The 19,662-nt window shown below is 68.6% G+C and carries 19 protein-coding genes and 2 tRNA genes; 12 read left to right on the top strand and 9 right to left on the bottom strand.

The window, feature by feature from the left end; genetic code table 11:
* The first annotated feature begins 40 nt into the window (after positions 1–40).
* From BLW76_RS48150 to BLW76_RS38525, 4 genes are all read left to right on the top strand, one after another.
* A complete protein-coding gene (locus BLW76_RS48150; RefSeq protein WP_143060765.1) occupies positions 41–421 on the top strand; it encodes a hypothetical protein in 381 nt (126 codons plus the stop codon).
* Positions 422–503: 82 nt separating this feature from the next.
* Positions 504–1,985: an RHS repeat domain-containing protein gene (locus BLW76_RS38535; RefSeq protein ID WP_482746700.1), complete on the top strand. Its 1,482-nt coding sequence runs from the start codon at positions 504–506 to the stop codon at positions 1,983–1,985.
* A 7-nt stretch (positions 1,986–1,992) separates the two neighbouring features.
* Positions 1,993–2,382 (top strand): hypothetical protein, encoded by a 390-nt coding sequence (locus BLW76_RS38530; RefSeq protein WP_091316845.1) that lies wholly within the window; start codon positions 1,993–1,995, stop codon positions 2,380–2,382.
* 992 nt (positions 2,383–3,374) lie between these two features.
* On the top strand, positions 3,375–4,568 hold the full coding sequence (locus BLW76_RS38525) for a tyrosine-type recombinase/integrase (protein WP_167384873.1): 1,194 nt from the start codon (positions 3,375–3,377) through the stop codon (positions 4,566–4,568).
* 107 nt (positions 4,569–4,675) lie between these two features.
* On the opposite strand, the gene BLW76_RS38520 is transcribed toward BLW76_RS38525, so the two are convergent.
* Positions 4,676–4,748 (bottom strand) — tRNA-Lys (locus BLW76_RS38520).
* A 166-nt stretch (positions 4,749–4,914) separates the two neighbouring features.
* On the opposite strand from BLW76_RS38520, the gene BLW76_RS38515 reads away from it, so the two are divergent.
* A complete protein-coding gene (locus BLW76_RS38515) occupies positions 4,915–6,102 on the top strand; it encodes a L,D-transpeptidase family protein (protein ID WP_208613473.1) in 1,188 nt (395 codons plus the stop codon).
* Here the strand turns inward: BLW76_RS38515 and proP are convergent.
* The 3 genes from proP to orn all read right to left on the bottom strand — a co-directional run bounded on the left by proP (position 6,099) and on the right by orn (position 8,518).
* Positions 6,099–7,550: a glycine betaine/L-proline transporter ProP gene (gene proP, locus BLW76_RS38510; protein WP_091316842.1), complete on the bottom strand. Its 1,452-nt coding sequence runs from the start codon at positions 7,548–7,550 to the stop codon at positions 6,099–6,101. The two genes, BLW76_RS38515 and proP, sit on opposite strands and share 4 nt — an antisense overlap.
* A gap of 206 nt (positions 7,551–7,756) precedes the next feature.
* Positions 7,757–7,832: transfer RNA gene (locus BLW76_RS38505), tRNA-His, on the bottom strand.
* Between the two features lie 77 nt (positions 7,833–7,909).
* Entirely contained in the window at positions 7,910–8,518 is a 609-nt protein-coding gene (gene orn / locus BLW76_RS38500; protein ID WP_091316840.1) for an oligoribonuclease, read from the bottom strand.
* Between the two features lie 102 nt (positions 8,519–8,620).
* Between orn and BLW76_RS38495 the strand changes: the two genes are divergently transcribed.
* Together BLW76_RS38495 and BLW76_RS38490 are read left to right on the top strand one after the other, a co-directional pair.
* Positions 8,621–10,147: a helicase HerA-like domain-containing protein gene (locus tag BLW76_RS38495; RefSeq protein WP_091316839.1), complete on the top strand. Its 1,527-nt coding sequence runs from the start codon at positions 8,621–8,623 to the stop codon at positions 10,145–10,147.
* A 67-nt stretch (positions 10,148–10,214) separates the two neighbouring features.
* A complete protein-coding gene (locus BLW76_RS38490; protein WP_091316837.1) occupies positions 10,215–10,592 on the top strand; it encodes a DUF3224 domain-containing protein in 378 nt (125 codons plus the stop codon).
* A gap of 114 nt (positions 10,593–10,706) precedes the next feature.
* Here the strand turns inward: BLW76_RS38490 and BLW76_RS38485 are convergent, their stop codons facing one another.
* From BLW76_RS38485 to BLW76_RS38475, 3 genes are all read right to left on the bottom strand, one after another.
* On the bottom strand, positions 10,707–11,729 hold the full coding sequence (locus tag BLW76_RS38485; protein WP_091316835.1) for a S1C family serine protease: 1,023 nt from the start codon (positions 11,727–11,729) through the stop codon (positions 10,707–10,709).
* 98 nt (positions 11,730–11,827) lie between these two features.
* Complete coding sequence (locus BLW76_RS38480) at positions 11,828–13,150, bottom strand: M20 family metallopeptidase (protein ID WP_091316834.1); 1,323 nt, start codon at positions 13,148–13,150, stop codon at positions 11,828–11,830.
* Positions 13,151–13,189: 39 nt separating this feature from the next.
* Positions 13,190–13,939 carry a class I SAM-dependent methyltransferase gene (locus tag BLW76_RS38475; RefSeq protein ID WP_091316832.1) on the bottom strand — a complete coding sequence of 250 codons (750 nt, stop codon included), beginning with the start codon at positions 13,937–13,939 and terminating at the stop codon, positions 13,190–13,192.
* A 153-nt stretch (positions 13,940–14,092) separates the two neighbouring features.
* On the opposite strand from BLW76_RS38475, the gene BLW76_RS38470 reads away from it, so the two are divergent.
* The 4 genes from BLW76_RS38470 (at position 14,093) to BLW76_RS38460 (ending at position 17,561) form a co-directional block, all read left to right on the top strand.
* On the top strand, positions 14,093–14,998 hold the full coding sequence (locus BLW76_RS38470) for a DNA-3-methyladenine glycosylase 2 (protein ID WP_091316831.1): 906 nt from the start codon (positions 14,093–14,095) through the stop codon (positions 14,996–14,998).
* A gap of 207 nt (positions 14,999–15,205) precedes the next feature.
* Positions 15,206–15,979 carry a M50 family metallopeptidase gene (locus BLW76_RS38465; RefSeq protein WP_091316829.1) on the top strand — a complete coding sequence of 258 codons (774 nt, stop codon included), beginning with the start codon at positions 15,206–15,208 and terminating at the stop codon, positions 15,977–15,979.
* A 52-nt stretch (positions 15,980–16,031) separates the two neighbouring features.
* Entirely contained in the window at positions 16,032–16,253 is a 222-nt protein-coding gene (locus BLW76_RS48145) for a hypothetical protein (protein ID WP_143060763.1), read from the top strand.
* Between the two features lie 75 nt (positions 16,254–16,328).
* Positions 16,329–17,561: an aldehyde dehydrogenase family protein gene (locus tag BLW76_RS38460; RefSeq protein ID WP_091316827.1), complete on the top strand. Its 1,233-nt coding sequence runs from the start codon at positions 16,329–16,331 to the stop codon at positions 17,559–17,561.
* Positions 17,562–17,847: 286 nt separating this feature from the next.
* Here BLW76_RS38460 and BLW76_RS38455 read toward each other — a convergent pair whose 3' ends face one another.
* Positions 17,848–18,099: a hypothetical protein gene (locus BLW76_RS38455; RefSeq protein ID WP_091316826.1), complete on the bottom strand. Its 252-nt coding sequence runs from the start codon at positions 18,097–18,099 to the stop codon at positions 17,848–17,850.
* Positions 18,100–18,188: 89 nt separating this feature from the next.
* Here BLW76_RS38455 and BLW76_RS38450 point away from each other — a divergent pair, with 89 nt between their 5' ends.
* Positions 18,189–19,280 (top strand): dihydrofolate reductase family protein, encoded by a 1,092-nt coding sequence (locus BLW76_RS38450; RefSeq protein ID WP_091316824.1) that lies wholly within the window; start codon positions 18,189–18,191, stop codon positions 19,278–19,280.
* Between the two features lie 10 nt (positions 19,281–19,290).
* On the opposite strand, the gene BLW76_RS50145 is transcribed toward BLW76_RS38450, so the two are convergent.
* Positions 19,291–19,569, bottom strand: a complete 279-nt coding sequence (locus BLW76_RS50145) for a carbohydrate-binding protein (protein ID WP_244170508.1) — start codon at positions 19,567–19,569, stop codon at positions 19,291–19,293.
* Positions 19,570–19,662: the final 93 nt, after the last annotated feature.

Here is a 19,662-nt window from a genome sequence, read left to right as displayed (position 1 = left end):
CATGGTGAGGTTGTGAACTATTTTGCAATGGGGTAAAGGTATGGGAATTGATCGGCCGGACTCTGCTCCGCGGGTCGAGAAGGGTGAGGGTTTCGACGTTTGGGAGAGTGATGCGGTTGGAATAGTTCTTCAGGCCTCTGTTGGATTGCTTGGGCCTGAATTGCTCGGAGTCAGTGTGGAGGTGAAGGCGCAAAGGGTGGTAATTCACGCGTGCATATCAGAGGATAATCACCTTGTCGATGACGATCTCAATGAACTAGTCTCTGATGTCGAATCTGCAACCGTTGGACTTCTGGATAAGGATGTAGTTTTCGAAGTTGTCAAGTATCTTGGTGATACTGATAAGGAATGGCCGGGGTACCTGCATCGACGGATATATTTGATGAACGATCGGATGCGCGAGAAGCTCTATGGTGGCTGATCTGCTAAAGATATCTTGTTGTGCTCGGTGAGGGGATCCGAGATGGCTACCTGCAACGGCTGACCGAACCCCGAAACCGCACATCCTGAACTCCGTCACCTCGTCCGGTTCCGCCGGCACGAGCCAGTACACGTACGACCAGGTCGGCAACACCAAGACCCGCCCTGGCGCCACGGCGCAGCAAATGCTGGACTGGGACACGGAGAGTCGGCTCAGCACGGTCACCGAGGGGAGCTCGCAGACCAGCTTTCTCTACGACGCCGACGGTGGGCGGTTGATTCGTCGGGATCCCACCGGCACGACCCTGTATCTGGGTGATCAGGAGGTCCGGGTCGACAAGCAGTCCGGGACCGCTAAGACGACCCGCTACTACAGCCACGGTGGCGCGATGGTTGCGGTGCGGACTGGTGGAAAGCTGAGCTGGCTGGCCGGTGACCACCAGGGCACGACCCAGATCGCGATCAGCGTCACCGACGACACCGCCGAGCCGAAGGTCCAGCAGCGTCGGCAGACGCCGTTCGGGTCTCCGCGTGGAATGAGCGGTGAGTTGCCCGGTGAACGCGGGTTCGTCGGCGGCACGATCGATCAGGCAACCGGCTTGACTCATCTCGGCGCCCGCGACTACGACGCCGACCTGGGCCGGTTCGTCTCCCTCGACCTGATCACGGACTTCTTCAGTCCGCAGCAGATCAACGGCTACAGCTACGCCAACAACTCGCCGATCAACTTCAGTGACCCAAGTGGTCTGATCCTTCAGATGGATGGCCGCCCCGCCTGGATCGGCCAGGACGCGATCGCCAGCATGAGCCCAGCCAAGGCCGCGCGGGCCCGGAACTACAACGCCGGAGTCAAGACCAACTGGAAACGCGCCCCTGTACAGCGCCAGCGTTCCCCGCGCGAGGAAATGCTTGCGAGGCCCGCAGCAGGCCACGGGCTGTCCAAGGAACAATTTAAGATGTTCGTTGACTCCGGTTATAAAGGGTCCAGCGCACTGACGTGGCAGGAAGCGATAGACTTCGCTGCGACTGCCGATTGGCCGAACACTCTGGTGTGCGATGCGCTGGGAGGCTCTGCAGATGAATGTCGAATGGGTGGGAAACTCACTGGATTAGCGGGCTTTATTTATAATGTCTTCCTCGCGGACATCCCCGAGTGTGCGACAGGTCATACTGATGCATGTGTGGGACTGGCTGCTTCGATGGTTCCGGGTGGCGGCTTAGGGAAGGTTGGCAAGGCCGCTGAGGAAGCTGCGAAGGCAGGCAAGGTTGCTGCTGCAAGTGGCAACTGGTCGCAGCGCACTGAAAAGGCTGCTGATCTGGCCGGGAAGTACAGGCCTGGTCAAGCGACTCGAGACCCTGCGTCGCAGTGGTATCATGAGGAATTGAGCAACGAAGAGCTTCTGCGTGGCATCAACGGAGTGGCAGAAGGGGAGGGGATCGTAGTATCGCGAAGTGGCACGATTCTAGGTGGACATCATCGATGGGATGAAATCCAAAGAAGAATCAGCAATGGAAGCCTTGATCCAAATACGCCCATTCGTATCGACGTCTACGGTGGAGGATAGTTCTTAGATGACAATGATTAGTTCGGCCGATCCGGACTTCCGTATATGTCGAATTGATTTTGATACTTTGGTAGAAATTCAATTGGATGCGGAGCGGCAGGGTTTTTCTGCTCGTTGGACCTCGGTCAGTGCTCTTCGTGGCCAGGTTGAGGATGATAGCGTGTTTCTGCAGTCGCTGATGCGCGAGGAGAGGGAGGGATCCGTGCGAGCCTATCGATGCTTGGCGATCTTCTCCGCCTCGAACAGTGAGGATGCGGGCGGAGTCGCTACGGTCGACCTTGATCCGATGAGATTCACGTCATTGGAACGACTTGATCGAGATTCGGATGTTAGAAAGGCGCTTTACCGCCTGTTCTCTATGGCATCGGGTGGCATTTCGACGATGTCAAAGAGGTGATGGTAGGTGTCTCAAAGATAATCGATTGTCCGAATCGGTTCAGATCGATTCTGTATGAGCTCCTTGGTGGTCGCCTCTGTCCAGATCGCCAGGTGGAACTCTGGTGAAAAGCTGATGAATATCTTGCGGGTCGTTCTTGTCTTAATGTGAGTGTCAGCGATTTGCTACTGCATCTACAAGTAAGCAAATTCGGCCATTTTCGAGCATTTTAGCGGCGAGATACCGTAAGCTTGTTCAGCGCGCTGTCCCAGGTTTGACGCGTACGACCGTCCCATCAGGGTATTAGGCGTTGGTGCACCGATGAGTTGGCCGCACGATCCTCGACACCGGTCCCAACCGCCTCATCAACGGCTACCTGCAGCTGCTATGGGAGAGCGGTGACGGCCTGTTGTCGCGGTCGTGCCGGCGCCGTTGTTCCGGATCATCGTCCGGCGCGACCCCGAGAAGGCACACCGTGCTGCCAACCCGCGATCTCCGGCAGGACCGGGACTTCGAGCGCCCGTGACACCGCGGCGTCGTGTGCAGGTGATCTGGGACGGGGCTCGGAGGCCTGGGAGCAACCTGCTGCCGAACAGCGTGAGATCGAACCTCTGGTACGCCGGGGCTGACCTAGTAAGCCAGATCGCCCACCGTGGCACTTTGCGTCACTGACCCTGTGTAGCTCGGGCGATCACGCAGCCTGTTCGCACTGGGGCAGGCGAGCAGGCGTGACGGGTCGGTAGGCGTGGCCGACAGTATCGAGTACGCCTCGTCTCGGAAATCCCATGGTCTTGGGCTCCGTCGCGCAATTTGTCTTGTCGTCGAAACTGGAGAGTTTCGCATGACGCGCGCATCGTTGATGTGTTGGTGTGCTCTGTGGACGGAGGAATCATGACGAAGCGATCAGGTGGGCGGGTGTTCAAGCGGTGTGGTTGCGTCAATCCGGACGATGGTCGCCGCTGGGGGTTGCGTTGTCCGCGGCTGGTGAGCGTGGGCACGGGCGGTGGTATTTCGTGGTCGAGCTGGCGGCGGGCCGGGACGGTGGTCGTCGTTGGGTGCAGCGTGGCGGGTTTGCGTCGCGGGCTGCGGCGGAACGTGCGCGGGGGTTCTGGCTGGGTGACGATGTGGATCCTGGGCGGGCCTTGGTGACGGTGGGCCAGTGGCTGGATGTGTGGCTGGCGACGAGGAACACGCTCCGGCCGTCGACACGTCAGCTGTATGAGCAGCTGATCCGTGACTATCTGCAGCCGCGGTTGGGTGGGTTCGCGCTGCCGGAGCTGACGATCGGGAAGGTGCAGGCGGCGTTCACGGCGTTGTTGCGGGCGAACGTGGTGCGGTCGCGGCCGTTGTCGCCGACGACGGTGCAGCGGATTCGTGAGGTGCTGCGGGCCGCGCTCAACGGTGCGATCCGGCGTGGATTGATCACGCACAATCCGGCGCGGTGGGTGGAGTTGCCCTCGGCGCGTCGCCCTCGGGCGGTGGTGTGGACCGAGGCCCGGGTCGAGCTGTGGCGCCGGACCGGGGAACGTCCGGCGGTTGCGGTGTGGACGGCCGAGCAGACCGCGACGTTCCTCGAGCAGGTCCGCGATCACCAGCTGTACCCGCTCTATCACGTGGCGGCTCTGCTGGGGTTGCGACGTGGGGAGGCGGTCGGTCTGCGCTGGTGCGATGTCGATCTGGCAAATCGGACGTTGTCGGTGGTGCGGCAGCTGGTCGAACGTGATGGCCGGGGTGTATGCCTGCCGAAGACAGACGCCAGCTGCCGGATCGTCGCGTTGGATCGGGGGACGACTGCCTTGCTGCGCCGGCTTGCCCGGGAGGACCCGGCTGGGGATTGGGTGTTCTCTCATGATCAGGGCCGGTCGTGGAGCCCGAGCTACGTCTCCCGCACCTTCCAGGCTCTGGTGGACGAGGCCGGCTTGCCGCCGATCCGGTTCCATGACCTGCGGCATGGTGCGGCGACCCTGTCGCTGGCGGCCGGGAACGAGCTGCAGGTGGTGCAGGCCCTGCTCGGGCATTCCAGCATCGTGCTCACCGCGGACACCTACACCAGTGTCCCGCCCTGCCTGGCGCAGCAGGCGGCGGATGCGACGGCGGCGCTGGTCCGGCGCGCGGGGTACCAGCACGGGGCCAAGATCCACAAGGTGGTGGTGCCCCGTCAGCGCAGCGGGTCACCACGGGCACGGCTGGTGACGGCCAGTCACTGAATCGGGGCGACACGTCGGCTGCACCCGGGCTGCACGCAGAAGCAAAGCCCACCAACAGTGACCCCTAAATTGCAGGGAATCTGTTGGTGGGCTTTGCTTTCCAACTGTGCGCCATCAGGGACTCGAACCCCGAACCCGCTGGTTAAGAGCCAGCTGCTCTGCCAATTGAGCTAATGGCGCCGGTGTCTGCCGGAGGCTTCCCTCGGCGACGTGGAAAAGATTAGCACCCCGCGCCGAGGCCTGTTTCAGGGGGGTCCCCTAAGCGGGTTCCGGCATTGCCGCCCCGGTGTCCCGGCTGGTCGGGCACACTGGAGCCGGACATCGACGGCGAAACAGGCGGGTGGGCATGCGGGGTATGAAGGCGCGGCTGCTGGTGGCCGCGGGGGTGATCGGCCTCACGGTGGCCGGGTGCAGCGGTAACCCTTCGGGTGAACCTCCGAAGCAGACGGCGCCGCCGGCCGGCGAAACCAAGCCTGCGCCGAAGCCCGCCGTGCTCAGCCTGACGCCCGCCAAGGATGCGAAGGACGTTGCGCCGGGGGAGCCGGTCAGCGTCGCCGTCAAGGACGGGAAGGTCGGGGACGTCAAGCTCACCGGGGCCGATGGCAAGCCCGTCGCCGGCAAGGCGCGGGCCGACGGCTCCGGGTGGGACTCCGCCGAGCCGCTCGGCTACAACAAGACCTACAAGCTGACCGCGACCGCCACCGGCACCGATGGCAAGCCGGTGACGTCGGAGTCGACCTTCAGCACCGTGAAGCCCGCCCGGCAGCTCGGCGTCTCGGTCAACCTCGTCGAGGGCGAGACGGTCGGGGTCGGGCTGCCGCTGATCTTCACCTTCACCGGCAACGTCACCGACAAGCCCGCGGCCGAGAAGGCCCTGAAGGTCACCGCGGAGCCGGCCGCCGAGGGTGCCTTCCGCTGGTCCGGCGACAAGCAGGTCACCTGGCGGCCGAAGGACTACTGGAAGAGCGGCACGAAGATCAAGGTCGACGCCGCCGTCTACGGCAAGCCGCTCGGGGGCGGCAGCTACGGCCGCGAGGACAAGACCGTCACCGGCACGGTCGGCGACAAGCTCGTCGCCGTCGCCGACGGCGGGACGCACCAGATGAAGGTCAGCATCAACGACAAGGAGGTCAAGACCATGCCGACCTCCATGGGCAAGCCCGGGCACAACACCCCGCAGGGCACCTACACCGTGATGAGCGAGCACACCGGCTACACGATGAACTCCGCCACCTACGGCGTGCCCGAGGACGCTCCCGGCGGCTACAGCACCTTCGTCCAGTACGCGGTCCGCCTGTCCTGGAGCGGCATCTTCTACCACTCCGCGCCGTGGTCGGTGCGGCAGCAGGGCCACAGCAACGTCAGCCACGGCTGCCTGAACCTGTCCACCGAGAACACGAAGTGGCTGATGGACACCTCGAAGAAGGGTGACATCATCACGGTGCAGAACAGCGGTGGCCCGAAGCTCGAGCCGACCGACGGCTGGAGCGTGTGGCAGCTGTCCTGGGACGAGTGGCGGACGGCGGCGAACTAGCCCGACCCGCGGACCAGCTCCCGCGCCTCGGCCTCGGTCGACACCGCCGGCCCCGAGCCCCACAGCGGCTTGTTCGCCGTCTCGCGGCTGAAGAACACCGCGACGGCGCCGATCGCGCCCGCCGCCATCAGGTACCAGGCCGGCCAGAAGTCGTGGCCGGTGGCGGAGATCAGCGACTGCATCACCAGCGGCGTCGTGCCGCCGAAGAGCGACACCGAGATGTTGAACGCGATGGACAGCGCGCCGTAGCGGATGGCCGTGGGGAACAGCGCGGGCAGCGCCGCGGGCATCGACACCTCGAAGCAGAGCAGCAGCAGGCCGAGGCCCATGAGCCCGAGGAAGGTGAGGACGAGGCCGCCGTCGTGCACGAGCAGCATCAGCGGCCACGACAGCACGAGGAACCCGAGGCAGCCGGCCATCATCACGGGCTTGCGGCCGACGTGGTCGGTGATCCGCCCGCCGACCATGATGATGAGCATCATCACGACCATGACGACGATGATCAGCAGCAGCCCGTGGGTGGCGTCGAGGTGCAGCTGCTCGGACAGGTACGTCGGCATGTACGACAGCAGCATGTAGTCGGTGACGTTGAACACGAGCACCAGGCCGACGCAGATGAGCAGCGCGGGCCAGTACTGGGTGAACATCTTCCAGAACGGCTCCCCGGACCGTCCTCGCTTCTCGGCCTCCTCGGCGTGCTTCTGGAACGCCGGCGTCTCTTCCAGCTTGAGCCGCATGTAGAGCCCGATGATGCCGAGCGGCCCGGCGACCAGGAACGGAACCCGCCACCCCCAGTCGAGCAGCGTCTCGTGCGGCACCCAGGCCTTCATCCCGGTGACGACGGACGCCCCGAGCACGTACCCGGACAGCGTCCCGAACTCGAGCCAGGACCCCATGAACCCCCGCCGTTTGTCGGGCGAGTACTCGGCGATGAAGGTGGTCGCGCCCCCGTACTCCCCACCGGTGGAGAACCCCTGAACCATCCGCGCAAGCACCAGCAGAATCGGCGACCAGACCCCAATGGAGCTGTACGACGGGATCAACCCGATGCACAGGGTCCCGATGGCCATCATGATCATGGTGACGGCGAGAACCTTCTGCCGCCCGATCCGATCCCCCAGCGGCCCGAACACGAGCCCTCCGAGGGGCCGCATCAGGAAGGCGGCGGTGAAGGCCCCGAAGGTCCCGATCAGCCGAACCCCGGGCGAGACACTGGCCGGAAAGAAAACCTCGGCAATGGTGTCGGCAATGTAGGCATAGACACCGAAGTCGAACCACTCCATGGCATTGCCCAGAGCGGCAGCCCCCACAGCCCGCTTCAGCAGCGACTGATCGACAACGGTGATGTCCTCATACCGAAGCTTCTTCTTCCGACCCCTGACCTTCGCACCTGAACGTTCCACCACCCCAAGGTGCAACGAGACCCCCAACCCCGCACGCTGAGCCATCCAGTCGTGAGCCCTACCACGAACGGACCAACGCAAAGGCCCCAAAAAGGACCAACTGCACAATCGGCACCCGGCAACGCAACTCAGCCACACGGATGGGGGTCCGGGGGCGAGCCCCCGGCGGGGGTGTGGGGGTTCGACCCCCACAAAAAGGCGAAACCCCAGCTCGGGGGAGGGCCCGCCAGGGCCCGACCAAACTGGGGTGATGGGGTGAGCGACGGGTTTCGAACCCGCGACCTCCTGGACCACAACCAGGTGCTCTACCAGCTGAGCTACGCCCACCATCGCCGAGGGGATCCGCTTGCGATCACCTCGCTGGCTGTAATCGTAGCGGGTGCCCTCGACCGGTTTTCAGGGGGTCACCTTTGGTGCTGTTCCTGCACTTCAGCGGCGGCGGCCTTGGCTTCGTCGCTGGTGGGGCCGGGCTGGGGGACGAAGGCGACGCGCCGGTAGTAGTCGAGTTCGCCGATGGATTCGCGGATGTCGGCGAGTGCGCGGTGGGCGAGGCCTTTCTCGGGCTTGGCGTAGTAGATGCGCGGGTACCAGCGGCGGACGAGTTCCTTGACGGAGGAGACGTCGACCATGCGGTAGTGGAGGTGGGCGTCGAGGGCGGGCATGTCGCGGGCGATGAAGCCGCGGTCGGTGGCGATGGAGTTGCCGGCGAGGGGTGCGGTGCCGGATTCGGGGACGTGCTCGCGGATGTAGTCGAGGACGCGGCGTTCGGCTTCTTCGAGGGTCACGGTGGAGCGGCGGACTTCTTCGGTGAGGCCGGAGTGGGCGTGCATCTCGCGGACGACTTCGGGCATCCCGGCGAGTTTGTCCTCGTCGGCGTGGATGACGATGTCGACTCCTTCGCCGAGCACGTTGAGGTCCGCGTCGGTGACGAGGGCGGCGATTTCGATCAACGCTTCTTTGCCGAGGTCGAGCCCCGTCATTTCGCAGTCGATCCAGACTAGGCGGTCGGTCACCTGGTGACCCTAACCCGACACGGGGATGTGAAGGGCGTTACCTGCGCGTACGGCGCGTTACGCTCCCAATGTGGTCCAGGACACACGATCGGGGAGCTGCGAGTGACCGAGCAGGGGTCGCCGGCGAGCGAGATCGCCGCCGGTTATGCGAGTGAGGGCGCCGCGTTGGAGCTGGGCGCGGTGGTGATCGACGGGCAGGTGGACGCGGCGGCGGCCGTGCGCCTGCCGCTGGCCACGCTGAACCGGCACGGGCTGGTCGCGGGGGCGACCGGCACGGGCAAGACGAAGACGTTGCAGCTGATCTCCGAGCAGCTGTCGGCGGCCGGTGTGCCGGTGGTGCTCGCCGACGTCAAGGGCGACCTGTCGGGGCTGGCCGCGGCCGGCGAGGCGAACGACAAGGTCACGAAGCGTGCCCAGGAGCTCGGTGACGACTGGGCGGGCGCGGCGTTCCCGGTGCAGTTCCTGTCGCTGGGCACGGGTGGGAAGGGCTCGCCGATCCGGGCGACGGTCACGAGCTTCGGGCCGGTGCTGTTGGCCAAGGTGCTGGGGCTGAACGAGACGCAGGAGTCGACGCTCGGGCTCATCTTCCACTGGGCCGACCAGCGCGGCCTTGCGCTGCTGGACACGAAGGACCTCCGGTCGGTGATCACGCACCTGACCGGCGACGAGGGCAAGGAGGACCTCAAGGGCATCGGCGGGGTCTCGGCGGCGACGGCCGGGGTGATCCTGCGTGCGCTGTCCAATCTGGAGGCCCAGGGCGGCGAGGACTTCTTCGGCGAGCCCGAGCTGGACGTGCACGACCTCATGCGCGCCCGCGACGGCAAGGGCGTCGTGACGCTGCTGGAGCTGGACAACCTGCAGGCCAAGCCGGCGCTGTTCTCGACGTTCCTGATGTGGCTGCTGGCCGAGCTGTTCGAGGAGCTGCCCGAGGAGGGCGACCTCGACCAGCCGAAGCTCGTGTTCTTCTTCGACGAGGCCCACCTGCTGTTCGCCGACGCGTCGAAGGCGTTCCTCGAGCGCATCGAGCAGACCGTGAAGCTGATCCGGTCGAAAGGGGTCGGCGTCTTCTTCTGCACGCAGCTGCCCACGGACATCCCGAACGCCGTGCTTTCGCAGCTCGGCGCGCGGATCCAGCATGCGCTGCGGGCGTTCACCCCGGACGATCAGGCGGCGCTGGCCAAGACGGTGAAGACCTACCCGAAGACGAAGTTCTACGAGCTCGACACGGCGTTGACGTCGCTGGGCATCGGCGAGGCCGTCGTCACGGTGCTGTCGGAGCGGGGTGCGCCGACGCCGGTGGCGTGGACGCGGCTGCGGGCGCCGCGGTCGAAGATGGGCTCGATCGGCGACGAGGCCGTCGCCGCGGCGGTGTCTTCGTCCGATCTGCACGCGAAGTACGCCGAGACGATCGACCGGGAATCGGCGTACGAGAAGCTGGCCGCGAAGGTCGCCGCGGCTCCTCCGCCATCGCCCGAGGCCGCTCCGGAACCGCCGCCGCCCGCGAAGGACGAGCCCGGCTTCCTCGAGTCCGCGATGAAGAACCCGGCCGTGAAGTCGTTCATGCGGTCCGCGGCGAGCGCGCTCGGCCGGGAGATCACGCGCGGGTTGTTCGGCAACCGGAGGCGCTGAGGAATACCTGACGCAACCTGTCAGGTATGGCTGGCAGGCTGGGGGCATCCGCGAAAGGAAACCAGCCATGACCAGCACTGCCACCGCGTCGTTCGTCCTCGACAAGTGGGAGCCGCAGGCCTCCGACGAGGCCGCCGGCACGGAATTCGCCCGGGTGGCGATCGCCAAGACGTTCACCGGCGCGGTCGAGGGAACCAGCACCGTCGAGATGCTGTCGGCGTCCAACGCTGCTTCGCGCGCGTACGTCGCCTTCGAACGTCTCGAGGTCTCGGTCGACGGTCGCAAGGGCGGCTTCGTCCTGCACCACTCGGCCGACGACTCCGGTCTGACGCTGAAGATCCTCACCGGCTCGGGCTTCGGCGAGCTGACCGGGATCTCCGGGACGGCGAGCATCGAGATCGACGCCGGGCAGAACCACACCTTCACGCTCACGTACGAGCTGTGAGCAGCACGAAGGCCGTTTCGAGAGCCCCCGATTGACTCTCGAAACGGCCTTCGCGTGTTCTCCCGCTCCCCGAAGCGGGGGGACGGGCCGCCCCGACCACGGCCCGTCCGCGTCCTAGTTGTTCACGATCTGGTCGACGATCTTCTTGGCGTCGTTGATCGGGATGGCGAAGCCGATCCCGACGCTGCCCGCCGCGCCGTTGGCCGAAGCCGACGGGCTGTAGAGCGCCGAGTTGATGCCGATCACGTTGCCCTGGGCGTCGACCAGCGCGCCGCCGGAGTTGCCCTGGTTGATCGCGGCGTCGGTCTGGATCGCGGTGTAGCTGGGCGAGTCTTCGCTCTGGTTCGACGTGCGGCTGAACGGCGAGCGCTGCTGCTGCTCGCCCTGCCCGATGTCGGACAGGTTCCGGTTCAGCGCGCTGACGATGCCGGTGGTGACGGTGTTCTGCAGGCCGCCCGGCGAGCCGATCGCGACCACTTCCTGGCCGACGACAAGCTTGCTCGAGTCGCCCAGGCTCGCCGCCGTCAAGCCGCTGGCGTTTTGGGCCTGGACCACGGCGATGTCCGCCTTGGTGTCCGCGCCGACCACGCTGGCCTGGTACTTCTTGCCGTCGGATGTGGTGATGACGACGTTCTGGGCGCCGTTCACGACGTGCGCGTTGGTCAGGATCCGGCCGTCGGAGGTGAGGATGACGCCGGAGCCGATGGCCTCGCCCTGGTCGGTCGTGACGTTGATCTGGACGACGCTCGGCGTCACCTTCGCCGCGACGGCGCTGACGTCGCCGGAGGTCGGGTTCGAGACCGTCTGCCCGTTCGCCGCCGGCGTGGTGACCGACGTCGTCGCGCCGTCCGCCGAGTTCGTCGTGAGCCCGACGATCGCCGCGCCGCCTACGCCACCGACCAGCGCGGCACCGAGCGCGGTCGCGCTGACGATCATCGCGACGCGGCCGCCCTTGCGCGGCTTGGCCTTCAGCGCCGTGGGCGCCTGAGGACCCGGCGGCGGCGTGAAGAGCGGATTCGGCGGCGCCTGCTGCTGGTAGGCGTGCTGCGCGTACGGCCCGTACTGCGGGTTGGTGTGCTGGTGCGGCTGGTGCCCACCGGGTGAGGCGGGGCCGGGCCGACTCTCGTTCTCGGTCATGGGACAAGATTCGCGCCCGTGCTTGTGAGCAGCCTGTGGAAACACCTCAGGCTTTGCTGAGAAGAATCAGCTGAGAAAACTCAGCCGATCCTCAGGTGTCAGGCGAAGAACGACGGGACGTCCAGCGCACCTCCCGCCGCCTCGAACTCGTCGTGCACGGCCTGCCGCAGCTCGGCGTCGCCGAGATAGTCGGCGGCGGTGAGGGCGAGCCCGAGTGCGCCGTCCCGGACTCCCGCGTCGCCTGTCTCCGACCCCGCCGCGGCCGCGAACTCCTTGGTGTGCAACGCCACCGTCGGACCCGAGACCGCGAGCATGGGGTGCAACGCCGGCATGCGGTACGACAGGTTGCCCAGGTCGGTCGAGCCGGTGAGCGACTCCGGCACGATGCCCGGTGGCAGTGGCTTGCGGCCGGTGATCACTTGGTTGGCCGACCAGCGGCCGGCGAGCGCGGTGTTGAACCGGATCGGCAGGTAGGCCGCCTGGGCGTCCCAGATCAGCTCGACACCGCAGCCGGTCATCGCCGCGGCGCCTTCGGCGATCGACGTCATGCGCGCGGCGAGGTCGCGCAGGGTCTCCGGGGTCTGGGACCGCAGGTAGAACAGCAACGCGGCCCGCGCCGGGATGACGTTGGGCCGGGCGCCGCCGTCGGTGAACACGCCGTGGACGCGATCGCTCTGCGGAAGCTGCTGGCGCAGGGCGGCGACGCCTTGGTACGCGGCGACGGCGGCGTCGAGCGCGTTGCGGCCCATGAACGGCTGGGCGCTCGCGTGCGCGCCGACGCCGTGGAAGACCATCTCCAGCTGACGCCGCCCGAGGAACGGGTGCAACGCGATGTCGTGGCTGAACGGGTGCAGCATGATCACCGCGTCGACGTCGTCGAACACGCCGGCGCGGGCGAGGATCTCCTTGCCGCCCCCGCCTTCCTCGGCGGGCGTGCCGATCAGGCTGACGCGGCCGCCGAGCCGCTCGGCGACGGTGGCGGCGCCGAGGAAGCCGCCCGCGGCGGTGGTGCAGATGACGTTGTGGCCGCACGCGTGGCCGAGCCCGGGCAGCGCGTCGTACTCGGCGAGCACCGCGATGTGCGGGCCCGCTTGCGCCGGTGTGCTGACGCGCAGCGCGGTGTCGAGCCCGCCGACGCCGACCGTGGCTTCGTGGCCGTGGCGGTGCAACAGGTCGGCGAGGGCGCGGACCGACCGGTGCTCGGCGAACCCCTCTTCGGGGTGGCCGTGCAGATCTTGGCTCAACGCCACCAGATCGGGTGAAGTGCGTTCGACCGCGGCCGTCACTTCGGCCCGCGTCGCCTCGTCCGCGCCGGTGTGTGGCGAGGACAGCGGTTCGGCGGCCGTGACGGCGTCGGCGGTGGCCTCGACCAGGGAACGCAGGTAGCTGTCGTCGGGCGGGACGGGGGCGGTGTGGGTCATGGGGCGATGCTAACCGGGACCCCCGACAATCCGCGGTGCTCAGCCGAGCCGGCCCGCCACGATCTGCGTGACGCCGGCGTACCGCTCGGTGATCTCCGTGAAGCCGCGGGCGCGCAGGTTCGCCGCGATTTCCCCGCGGTCGAACATCTTCTGGCCGCTCACCAGCCCGCCGGCCGATTCGAGCAGGCGGGCGGGCTGCCGGCTGCGGCGGGCGCTGGTCAGCAGCACGATCCGGCCACCCGGTTTCAGCACGCGCGCGAAGGAGTCCAACGCGGTCTCCGGCTCGGCGAACATGTGGAGCGCGGCGAAGCAGCAGACGCCGTCCACTGTGGACGGCTTCAGCGGGAGGTGCACCGCATCCGCGCGCAGGTAGGCGACGGTGTCCGGACCGCCCTCGGCCACGGCTTTGGCGAGCATGGTGCGGGCGCCGTCGAGCCCGATGGCGAGCCCGTCCGGGCCGACGGCCGCGCCGAACGCGCGGGTGAACCGGCCGGTGCCGCAGGCCACGTCGAGCACGGTGTGGCCCGGTTGCAGGGCGAGGTGCCGCACGGCGAGCCGGACTTCCCCCGCCATGCTCGGCCCGAGCGGGCCTTTGAGCGCCCGGCCGAGAGCGGGGCGCCAGTACCGCTCGTAGACCTGCGGGAGCAGGGTCGTGCGCATCAGGCGCTGCGTGAGCCCGGTCGGCGGACCGGCCTGGTCCGCGGCGCCCAGCAGGTCGAGGTAGCCGTTCTCCGTCTCGGCCGGCGTCCCGAGCAGGGACCGGAGGCGGTCGGAAGCGCTGGTCGGCACGGGTCCTCCTGACTTTCGGATACCGGCAGTATGCCAACTCCCCGCCCACTCGATCGAGTGAACAAATCCGCGTTCAGGCGTTCGACCCCCGGAATTGTCGGTCCCCCTTCCTAACGTCGCAGGCAAGGTTCCGATCCGATCCGAGGAGGAAAGATGACGACGATTTCCCGCCCCTGCGGCGAGCTCACGGTGCAGGGCGAGTTCGACCTGGCCGCGGCGGCCCGCTTCCTGACCGGCTTCGCCCCCGCCGGGCAGCCGGAATCCGAGCCCGGCGCACTCCGGGTGGCGTTCGCGGTGGAGGGCGCATGGACGCCGGTGGGAGCGGTGCTGCGGCAGAGATCGCCCGGCGAGGTCACGGTCGAGGTCCACGGCCCGGCCGAGCACACCGAAGCGGTGGTGGCCCAGGTGCGGCGGATGTGTTCGCTGGACATCGACGGCACGGCGTTCCCGGAGGCCGGCGCCCGCGATCCGGTGGTGTCGCTGCTGCAGGCACTACATCCGGGGCTGCGCCCGGTGCTGTTCGCATCGCCGTACGAGGCGGCGTGCTGGGCGGTGCTGAGCCACCGCATCTGGATGACGCAGGCGGTCCGGCTGCGCCGTCGCCTGACCGAGCGCCACGGCACGGAGGTCGACGTGGGCGGCTGCAGGCTGAGGGCGTTCCCGGCCCCGGCGGCACTGGCGAAGCTGGAGTACCTGCCGGGCCTCCCGGGCTCGAAGCTGCCCCGCCTCCGAGCGATAGCCGAGGCGGCGGCCGAGGGAAAGCTGGATGCGGCGGCGTTGCGCGCCATGCCGGCCGAGGAGGCGTTGAAGGAGCTGCAGCTGCTGCCGGGCATCGGCCGCTTCAGCGCGGAGCTGACGCTGATCCGCGGAGCCGGCCACCCGGACGTGTTCCCCCACGGAGAAACCCGCCTCCACGAGATCCTGCGCGACGCGTACCACCTCCCGGAGGCGGGAGCCGAGGAACTGGCGGAGATCGCCCAGGCCTGGGCGCCGTTCCGCAGCTGGGTGTCGTTCCTGTTCCGCGTGGAGGGAGAGGCCCGGATGCGAGAGTCGCGATGACCTGACGTAAGTGGCGGCACGCTGGCGGCTGAGCCCGCTTGCCGGAAGTCGGATCCCCGTTCGGGCCGCGATGCCTCGGCGCGCCGGCCGGTCCATCCTGGTCGCCCCAACAGAGAGGAGAGCGTCACGACCCAATACCGGAACCCGCGAAGCGGCGATCGGTGGGGACTCACAGTAGCCAGATATCGCCTGTGGTGAGGTGTCCGGGTGAGCTCGCCCGTTCCCCTCGCGCTCGGCGGCCCGGCCGGTGACGCCCTGTCAGCGTTCCACGCGGCTGCCGCCACCAACCCCACGCTGCTCGAACAGGCCCAGGCCCCCGCGGTGATCACGCTGGTCGCCGGTGGTGTCGCACTGCTGGTCGTGCTGGTCGGCGGCACGGCGTGGCGGCGCGCGCGCAACGTCGTCACGATGGTGCACGAGGCCGGCCACGCGCTGGCCGCGGTCCTGGTCGGACGGCGCCTGCAGGGCATCAAGCTGCACTCGGACACCTCGGGCGTCACCGTCTCGCGCGGCAAGCCCGAGGGGCCGGGCATGGCCTTCACCGCGATGGCCGGCTACCTGGCGCCGTCGGCCCTGGGGCTGCTGTTCGCCAGCCTGCTGGGCGCGGATCTGGTCGGCACGGTGCTGGTCCTGATCGCGCTCCTGCTGCTCGGCGTGCTGGTGATGGTCCGCAACGCCTACGGGGTGTTCACGGTCGTCGCCAGCGCGGCGGTGCTCGCACTGGTCGCGTTCGTCGCGCCGGTCGAGGTCCAGGCGCCGTTCAGCTACCTGGTGACGTGGTTCCTGCTGTTCGGAGGCGTGCGCCCGGTGGCCGAGCTGCAGATCAAGCGACGCCGCGGCCAGGCCCGCGACTCCGACGCGGACCAGCTGGGCCGCCTCACCGCGGTGCCGCCGATCCTGTGGATCCTGGTCTTCGCGGTGGCCACGATCAGCTGCCTCCTGGCCGGCGCGCTGTGGCTCCTGGAGCCCGTAGCCAAGTAGCGCCGCCGACGCTGGTCGCCGTCGCGGCGGCTCCCGGCCCGGGCGCCGGTCGATGGCCGCTGTCGCGGTGGGTGTTGGCCGGTCGGCGCAGGTCGCCGGTTCGCCGTTGCGGCTGCTGTGGCGTGGGCGGCTGCTGTGGCGTGGGCGGGCGCCGTCGCCGGCCCCATCGCGGCTGCCGGTCCCGCCGATCGGCGGGGAAGCCGCCCGCCCGGCGTCCCGGCGCAAGCCGCCCGGCCGTGGGTGCGCACCGGCGAACGGCGGCCGCCGCTGGTGACCGGCGGTGGAGCCGCCAACCGGCCGGTGTCGTGCATGCGGCAAACTGGTGGTCCGCGCGGAGGGAGACGAAACGATGGACGAGGTCGCCAAGGCCGTCGAGGAGTGCGCACGGGCTGCGAAGCTGGCCGCGCCGTCGCTGGCCGCTGCGAGCGCTCAGGCCGTCGATGCCGCCCTCACCGGGATGGCCGAACGGCTGCTCGCGCACCGCGACGAGATCCTCGAAGCCAACCAGGCCGACGTCGAGCGCGCGAAGGCCGACGGGATGAGCGCCGGCCTGCTCGACCGGCTCACCATCACCCCCGAGCGTCTCACCGGCATGGCCGAACAGCTGCGGCTGCTCGCCGGCGCCCCGCACCAGGAGCGTTCCGTCGAGGTGTCCACCCTGGACGATGGGCTGCGGCTGGTCGAGCGGCGGCGGCCGGTCGGCGTCATCGGCGCGAACTACGAGGCGCGGCCGAACGTCACCGTCGACGTGGCATCCCAGCTGGTCAAGTCGCGCAACGCCGGCGTCCTGCGCACCGGCTCGGCCGCGCTCGGTTCGGCACAGCGGCTGCGTGAGGTCGTCATCGCGCCCGCGCTGGCGGAAGCGGGCATCGACGCCGACTGCGTCCAGCTCGTCCCGCGGGTCGAGCGGGAGGCGGCGTCCGCGCTCGTGCGGCTGCCCGGCCTCGTGCCGCTGGTCATCCTGCGCGGCAGCGGCGACAGCACCCGCGCCCTCGCCACCGAAGCCGCGGTCCACGGCGTGCGCACCCTCGCCCACGCCGATGGCGGCGGCGTCCTCTACGTCGACCGCGGGGCGGACGTCACCAAGGCGCGCGACCTCGTGCACGCCAGCCTCGACCGGCTGGGCGTCTGCAACCGGCTGAACCTGCTCCTCATCCACGAGGACATCCACGACGACGCCTGGCCCGCTCTCTCGGAGGCCCTCGCCGAGCGCGGCGTCACCCCGTCGCTGGCCCCGCACGAGCACCCCATCGGCTACGAATGGGCGCTGGACTCCGACCGCGAGGCGACCGTCACGGTCGCGAAGGTCGGCTCGCTCGGCGACGCCGTCGAGATCGCCAACGAGCGCACCTCCGGCCTGGCGGCGGGCATCGCCACCGAGGACGAGTCGGCCGCCGACGCCTTCTTCGACGGCTACACCGGCACCGGCGTCTTCTGGAACGCCCCGACCCGCCTCCTCGACGGCTTCAAGCTGCTCGCCGTCCCGGAAACCGGCATCAACCTCGACAAGGTCCCCGGCCCGCGCGGCCCGGTGACGTACACGGACCTCTACGTCCGCCAGTACGCGGTCCTGCCGGGCTGACCCCCCCGGTGCTCCTCCCGGTCGCCGCGGCGGACATCCGGCGGGTCGAACTCCTCCGCATCCCGAGCTCCCGCGCCCGGGACGGCGGAATGCGCGGACGCGGCGGCCCTCGCCGGGCTCATCGCGTTCGATGCGGACTCGCCGGCCGGGCAGGCGCTGCTCGGCCGGTTCAAGGCCGTGGACCGGGCCGGGACCGCGCCCGGGGCGTGACGCGCAACCGCAGTGGCCCGCGCCCGCCGGAGCGCGCCGAAGCACCAGCCCGGGCGCGGCGGTGTCAATTTCAGTATCAGCGGGCCGGCGGGACACCTGCCAGCTTGCGAAGCTCCGTGACCGTGTCCGCTGCGTTGGCGACCAGCTCGGTGGGCTCGCCGGTGCTGCCGGAATACGCGTAGATCGCGGTCGGTCCGTCGCTGATGGCGATGGCCGCGACCAGGCGGCCTTCGGGGTCGCGGGTGAGTCCGGTCGTCACCGACACTTCCCGGCCGACCGTGTCGACCGTGGTGAGCGTCCGCTCCTTGTACCAGCCTCGCGTTGTCATGGTCGAAAAGCTCCAGGGGGATGGGCACGACAGGGGGATACGTCGTAGGACGCGGGGACCGCCCCCGGCGTTACGGCATACTGGGCCGGGTGATCTCCCGGCCGCACGTTCTGCTGTCCGCCGCGCAGTCGCTCGACGGCTACCTCGACGACACCTCGCCCGAGCGGCTTGTTCTGTCCACAGAGGACGATTTCGCGGTCGTCGACCGGCTGCGGGCCGAGGCCGACGCCGTCTTCGTCGGGGCCGGGACGGTGCGGGCCGACAACCCGCGGCTGCTCGTCCGCTCGCCCGAGCTGCGGCGGCAACGGCTCGACCGGGGGAAGCCCGAACAGCCCGCCAAGGTCACCGTGACCACCCGCGGCCTCGATCCGGACGCGCAGTTCTTCACCGTCGGGGACACCGAAAAGATCGTCTACGCGCCGCCCGGGGCCGCTGATGCGCTCAAGGGCGTCGCCACCGTCGTCGACGCCGGGGATCCGCCGGACTTCGGGCGGATCCTCGACGACCTCGGCGCGCGCGGCATCGAACGCCTGCTGGTCGAGGGCGGTGGGGCGATCCACACGCGGTTCCTCACCGAAGGCCTCGCCGACGAGCTGCGGCTGGCGATCGCGCCGTTCTTCGTCGGGCAGCCGGACGCGCCGAAGTTCGTCGGGCCCGGGCTCTTCCCGCGGCCGCTCGTCCTGACCGCCGCGAACGAGCTGCAGGGGATGGCGATCCTCGAATACCGCGCCGCCGCCGAACCGACCGGCCGGGACGTCCGGCGCCTCCGGGAAGCCATCGCGCTCGCCGCCGAATGCCCGCCCAGCCACACCTTCCGGGTCGGCGCCGTGATCACCGACGCCGATGGCGAGGTCGTCGCCACCGGGCACTCCGGCGAGGGCGACCCGAACAACCACGCCGAAGAAGCCGCGCTGGCCAAGTGCGCCGGCGACCCGCGGCTGGCCGGCGCGACCATGTACAGCTCACTGGAACCGTGCAGCCACCGCAGTTCCCACCCGCGCAGCTGCACCCGGCTGATCCTCGACGCCGGGATCCCGCGGGTCGTGTTCGCCTGGCGCGAGCCGCCCGTCTTCGTCGACGCCCGGGGCACCGAGCTGCTGCGGGAGGCCGGACGGCACGTCGTCGAGGTGCCCGCGCTGACGCGAGAGGTCCAGCGCGAGAACACCCACCTCGACTTCTGAGGCTTCCGGGTCAGCAGGCGCCGTTGTCCTGCCAGACGCCCCATTCGCCGGTGGTCCCGGGCTCCTCGCCCTGCGTCCACCACTTGGCGGTCCACTGGTGGCTGTTGTGCGAGACGACGTCGTCCTTGACGTAGACCTTCGTCCGGTCCCACTCCGCCGCGGCGCACGAGCCGCCGCCCGGCGTGGTGGGCGTCGTGGTCGGGGTCGTCTGCGGTGGGGTCGCCCCGGCGAAGCGGACGCTGAACCTCGTGAAGTCCCAGTCGTTCTGCGGGACGTCTGCTGCAGACACCGTTGTCCGTCGTGCCGACGCAGGCGCGGTCCCGGTTGACCGACCAGAACGTGAAGCGGCCGAGGCCGTGACCGGTCGCGTAGTCGTACACCG

The organism is Amycolatopsis tolypomycina (assembly GCF_900105945.1).
Classification (GTDB): Bacteria; Actinomycetota; Actinomycetes; order Mycobacteriales; family Pseudonocardiaceae; genus Amycolatopsis; species Amycolatopsis tolypomycina.
The sequence above is the reverse complement of the archived record's forward strand: the minus strand, read 5'-3'. Positions and strand labels throughout refer to the sequence as shown.

Coding starts and splice junctions, on each gene's coding strand:
- BLW76_RS48150 (WP_143060765.1), top strand. CDS start 41: ATGGGAATTGATCGGCCGGACTCTGCTCCGCGGGTCGAGAAGGGTGAG.
- BLW76_RS48145 (WP_143060763.1), top strand. CDS start 16,032: ATGGCCGCTGTCGCGGTGGGTGTTGGCCGGTCGGCGCAGGTCGCCGGT.
- BLW76_RS38530 (WP_091316845.1), top strand. CDS start 1,993: ATGACAATGATTAGTTCGGCCGATCCGGACTTCCGTATATGTCGAATT.
- BLW76_RS38460 (WP_091316827.1), top strand. CDS start 16,329: ATGGACGAGGTCGCCAAGGCCGTCGAGGAGTGCGCACGGGCTGCGAAG.
- proP (WP_091316842.1), bottom strand. CDS start 7,550: ATGGCTCAGCGTGCGGGGTTGGGGGTCTCGTTGCACCTTGGGGTGGTG.
- BLW76_RS38470 (WP_091316831.1), top strand. CDS start 14,093: ATGACGACGATTTCCCGCCCCTGCGGCGAGCTCACGGTGCAGGGCGAG.
- BLW76_RS38455 (WP_091316826.1), bottom strand. CDS start 18,099: ATGACAACGCGAGGCTGGTACAAGGAGCGGACGCTCACCACGGTCGAC.
- BLW76_RS38480 (WP_091316834.1), bottom strand. CDS start 13,150: ATGACCCACACCGCCCCCGTCCCGCCCGACGACAGCTACCTGCGTTCC.
- BLW76_RS38485 (WP_091316835.1), bottom strand. CDS start 11,729: ATGACCGAGAACGAGAGTCGGCCCGGCCCCGCCTCACCCGGTGGGCAC.
- BLW76_RS38490 (WP_091316837.1), top strand. CDS start 10,215: ATGACCAGCACTGCCACCGCGTCGTTCGTCCTCGACAAGTGGGAGCCG.
- BLW76_RS38515 (WP_208613473.1), top strand. CDS start 4,915: ATGCGGGGTATGAAGGCGCGGCTGCTGGTGGCCGCGGGGGTGATCGGC.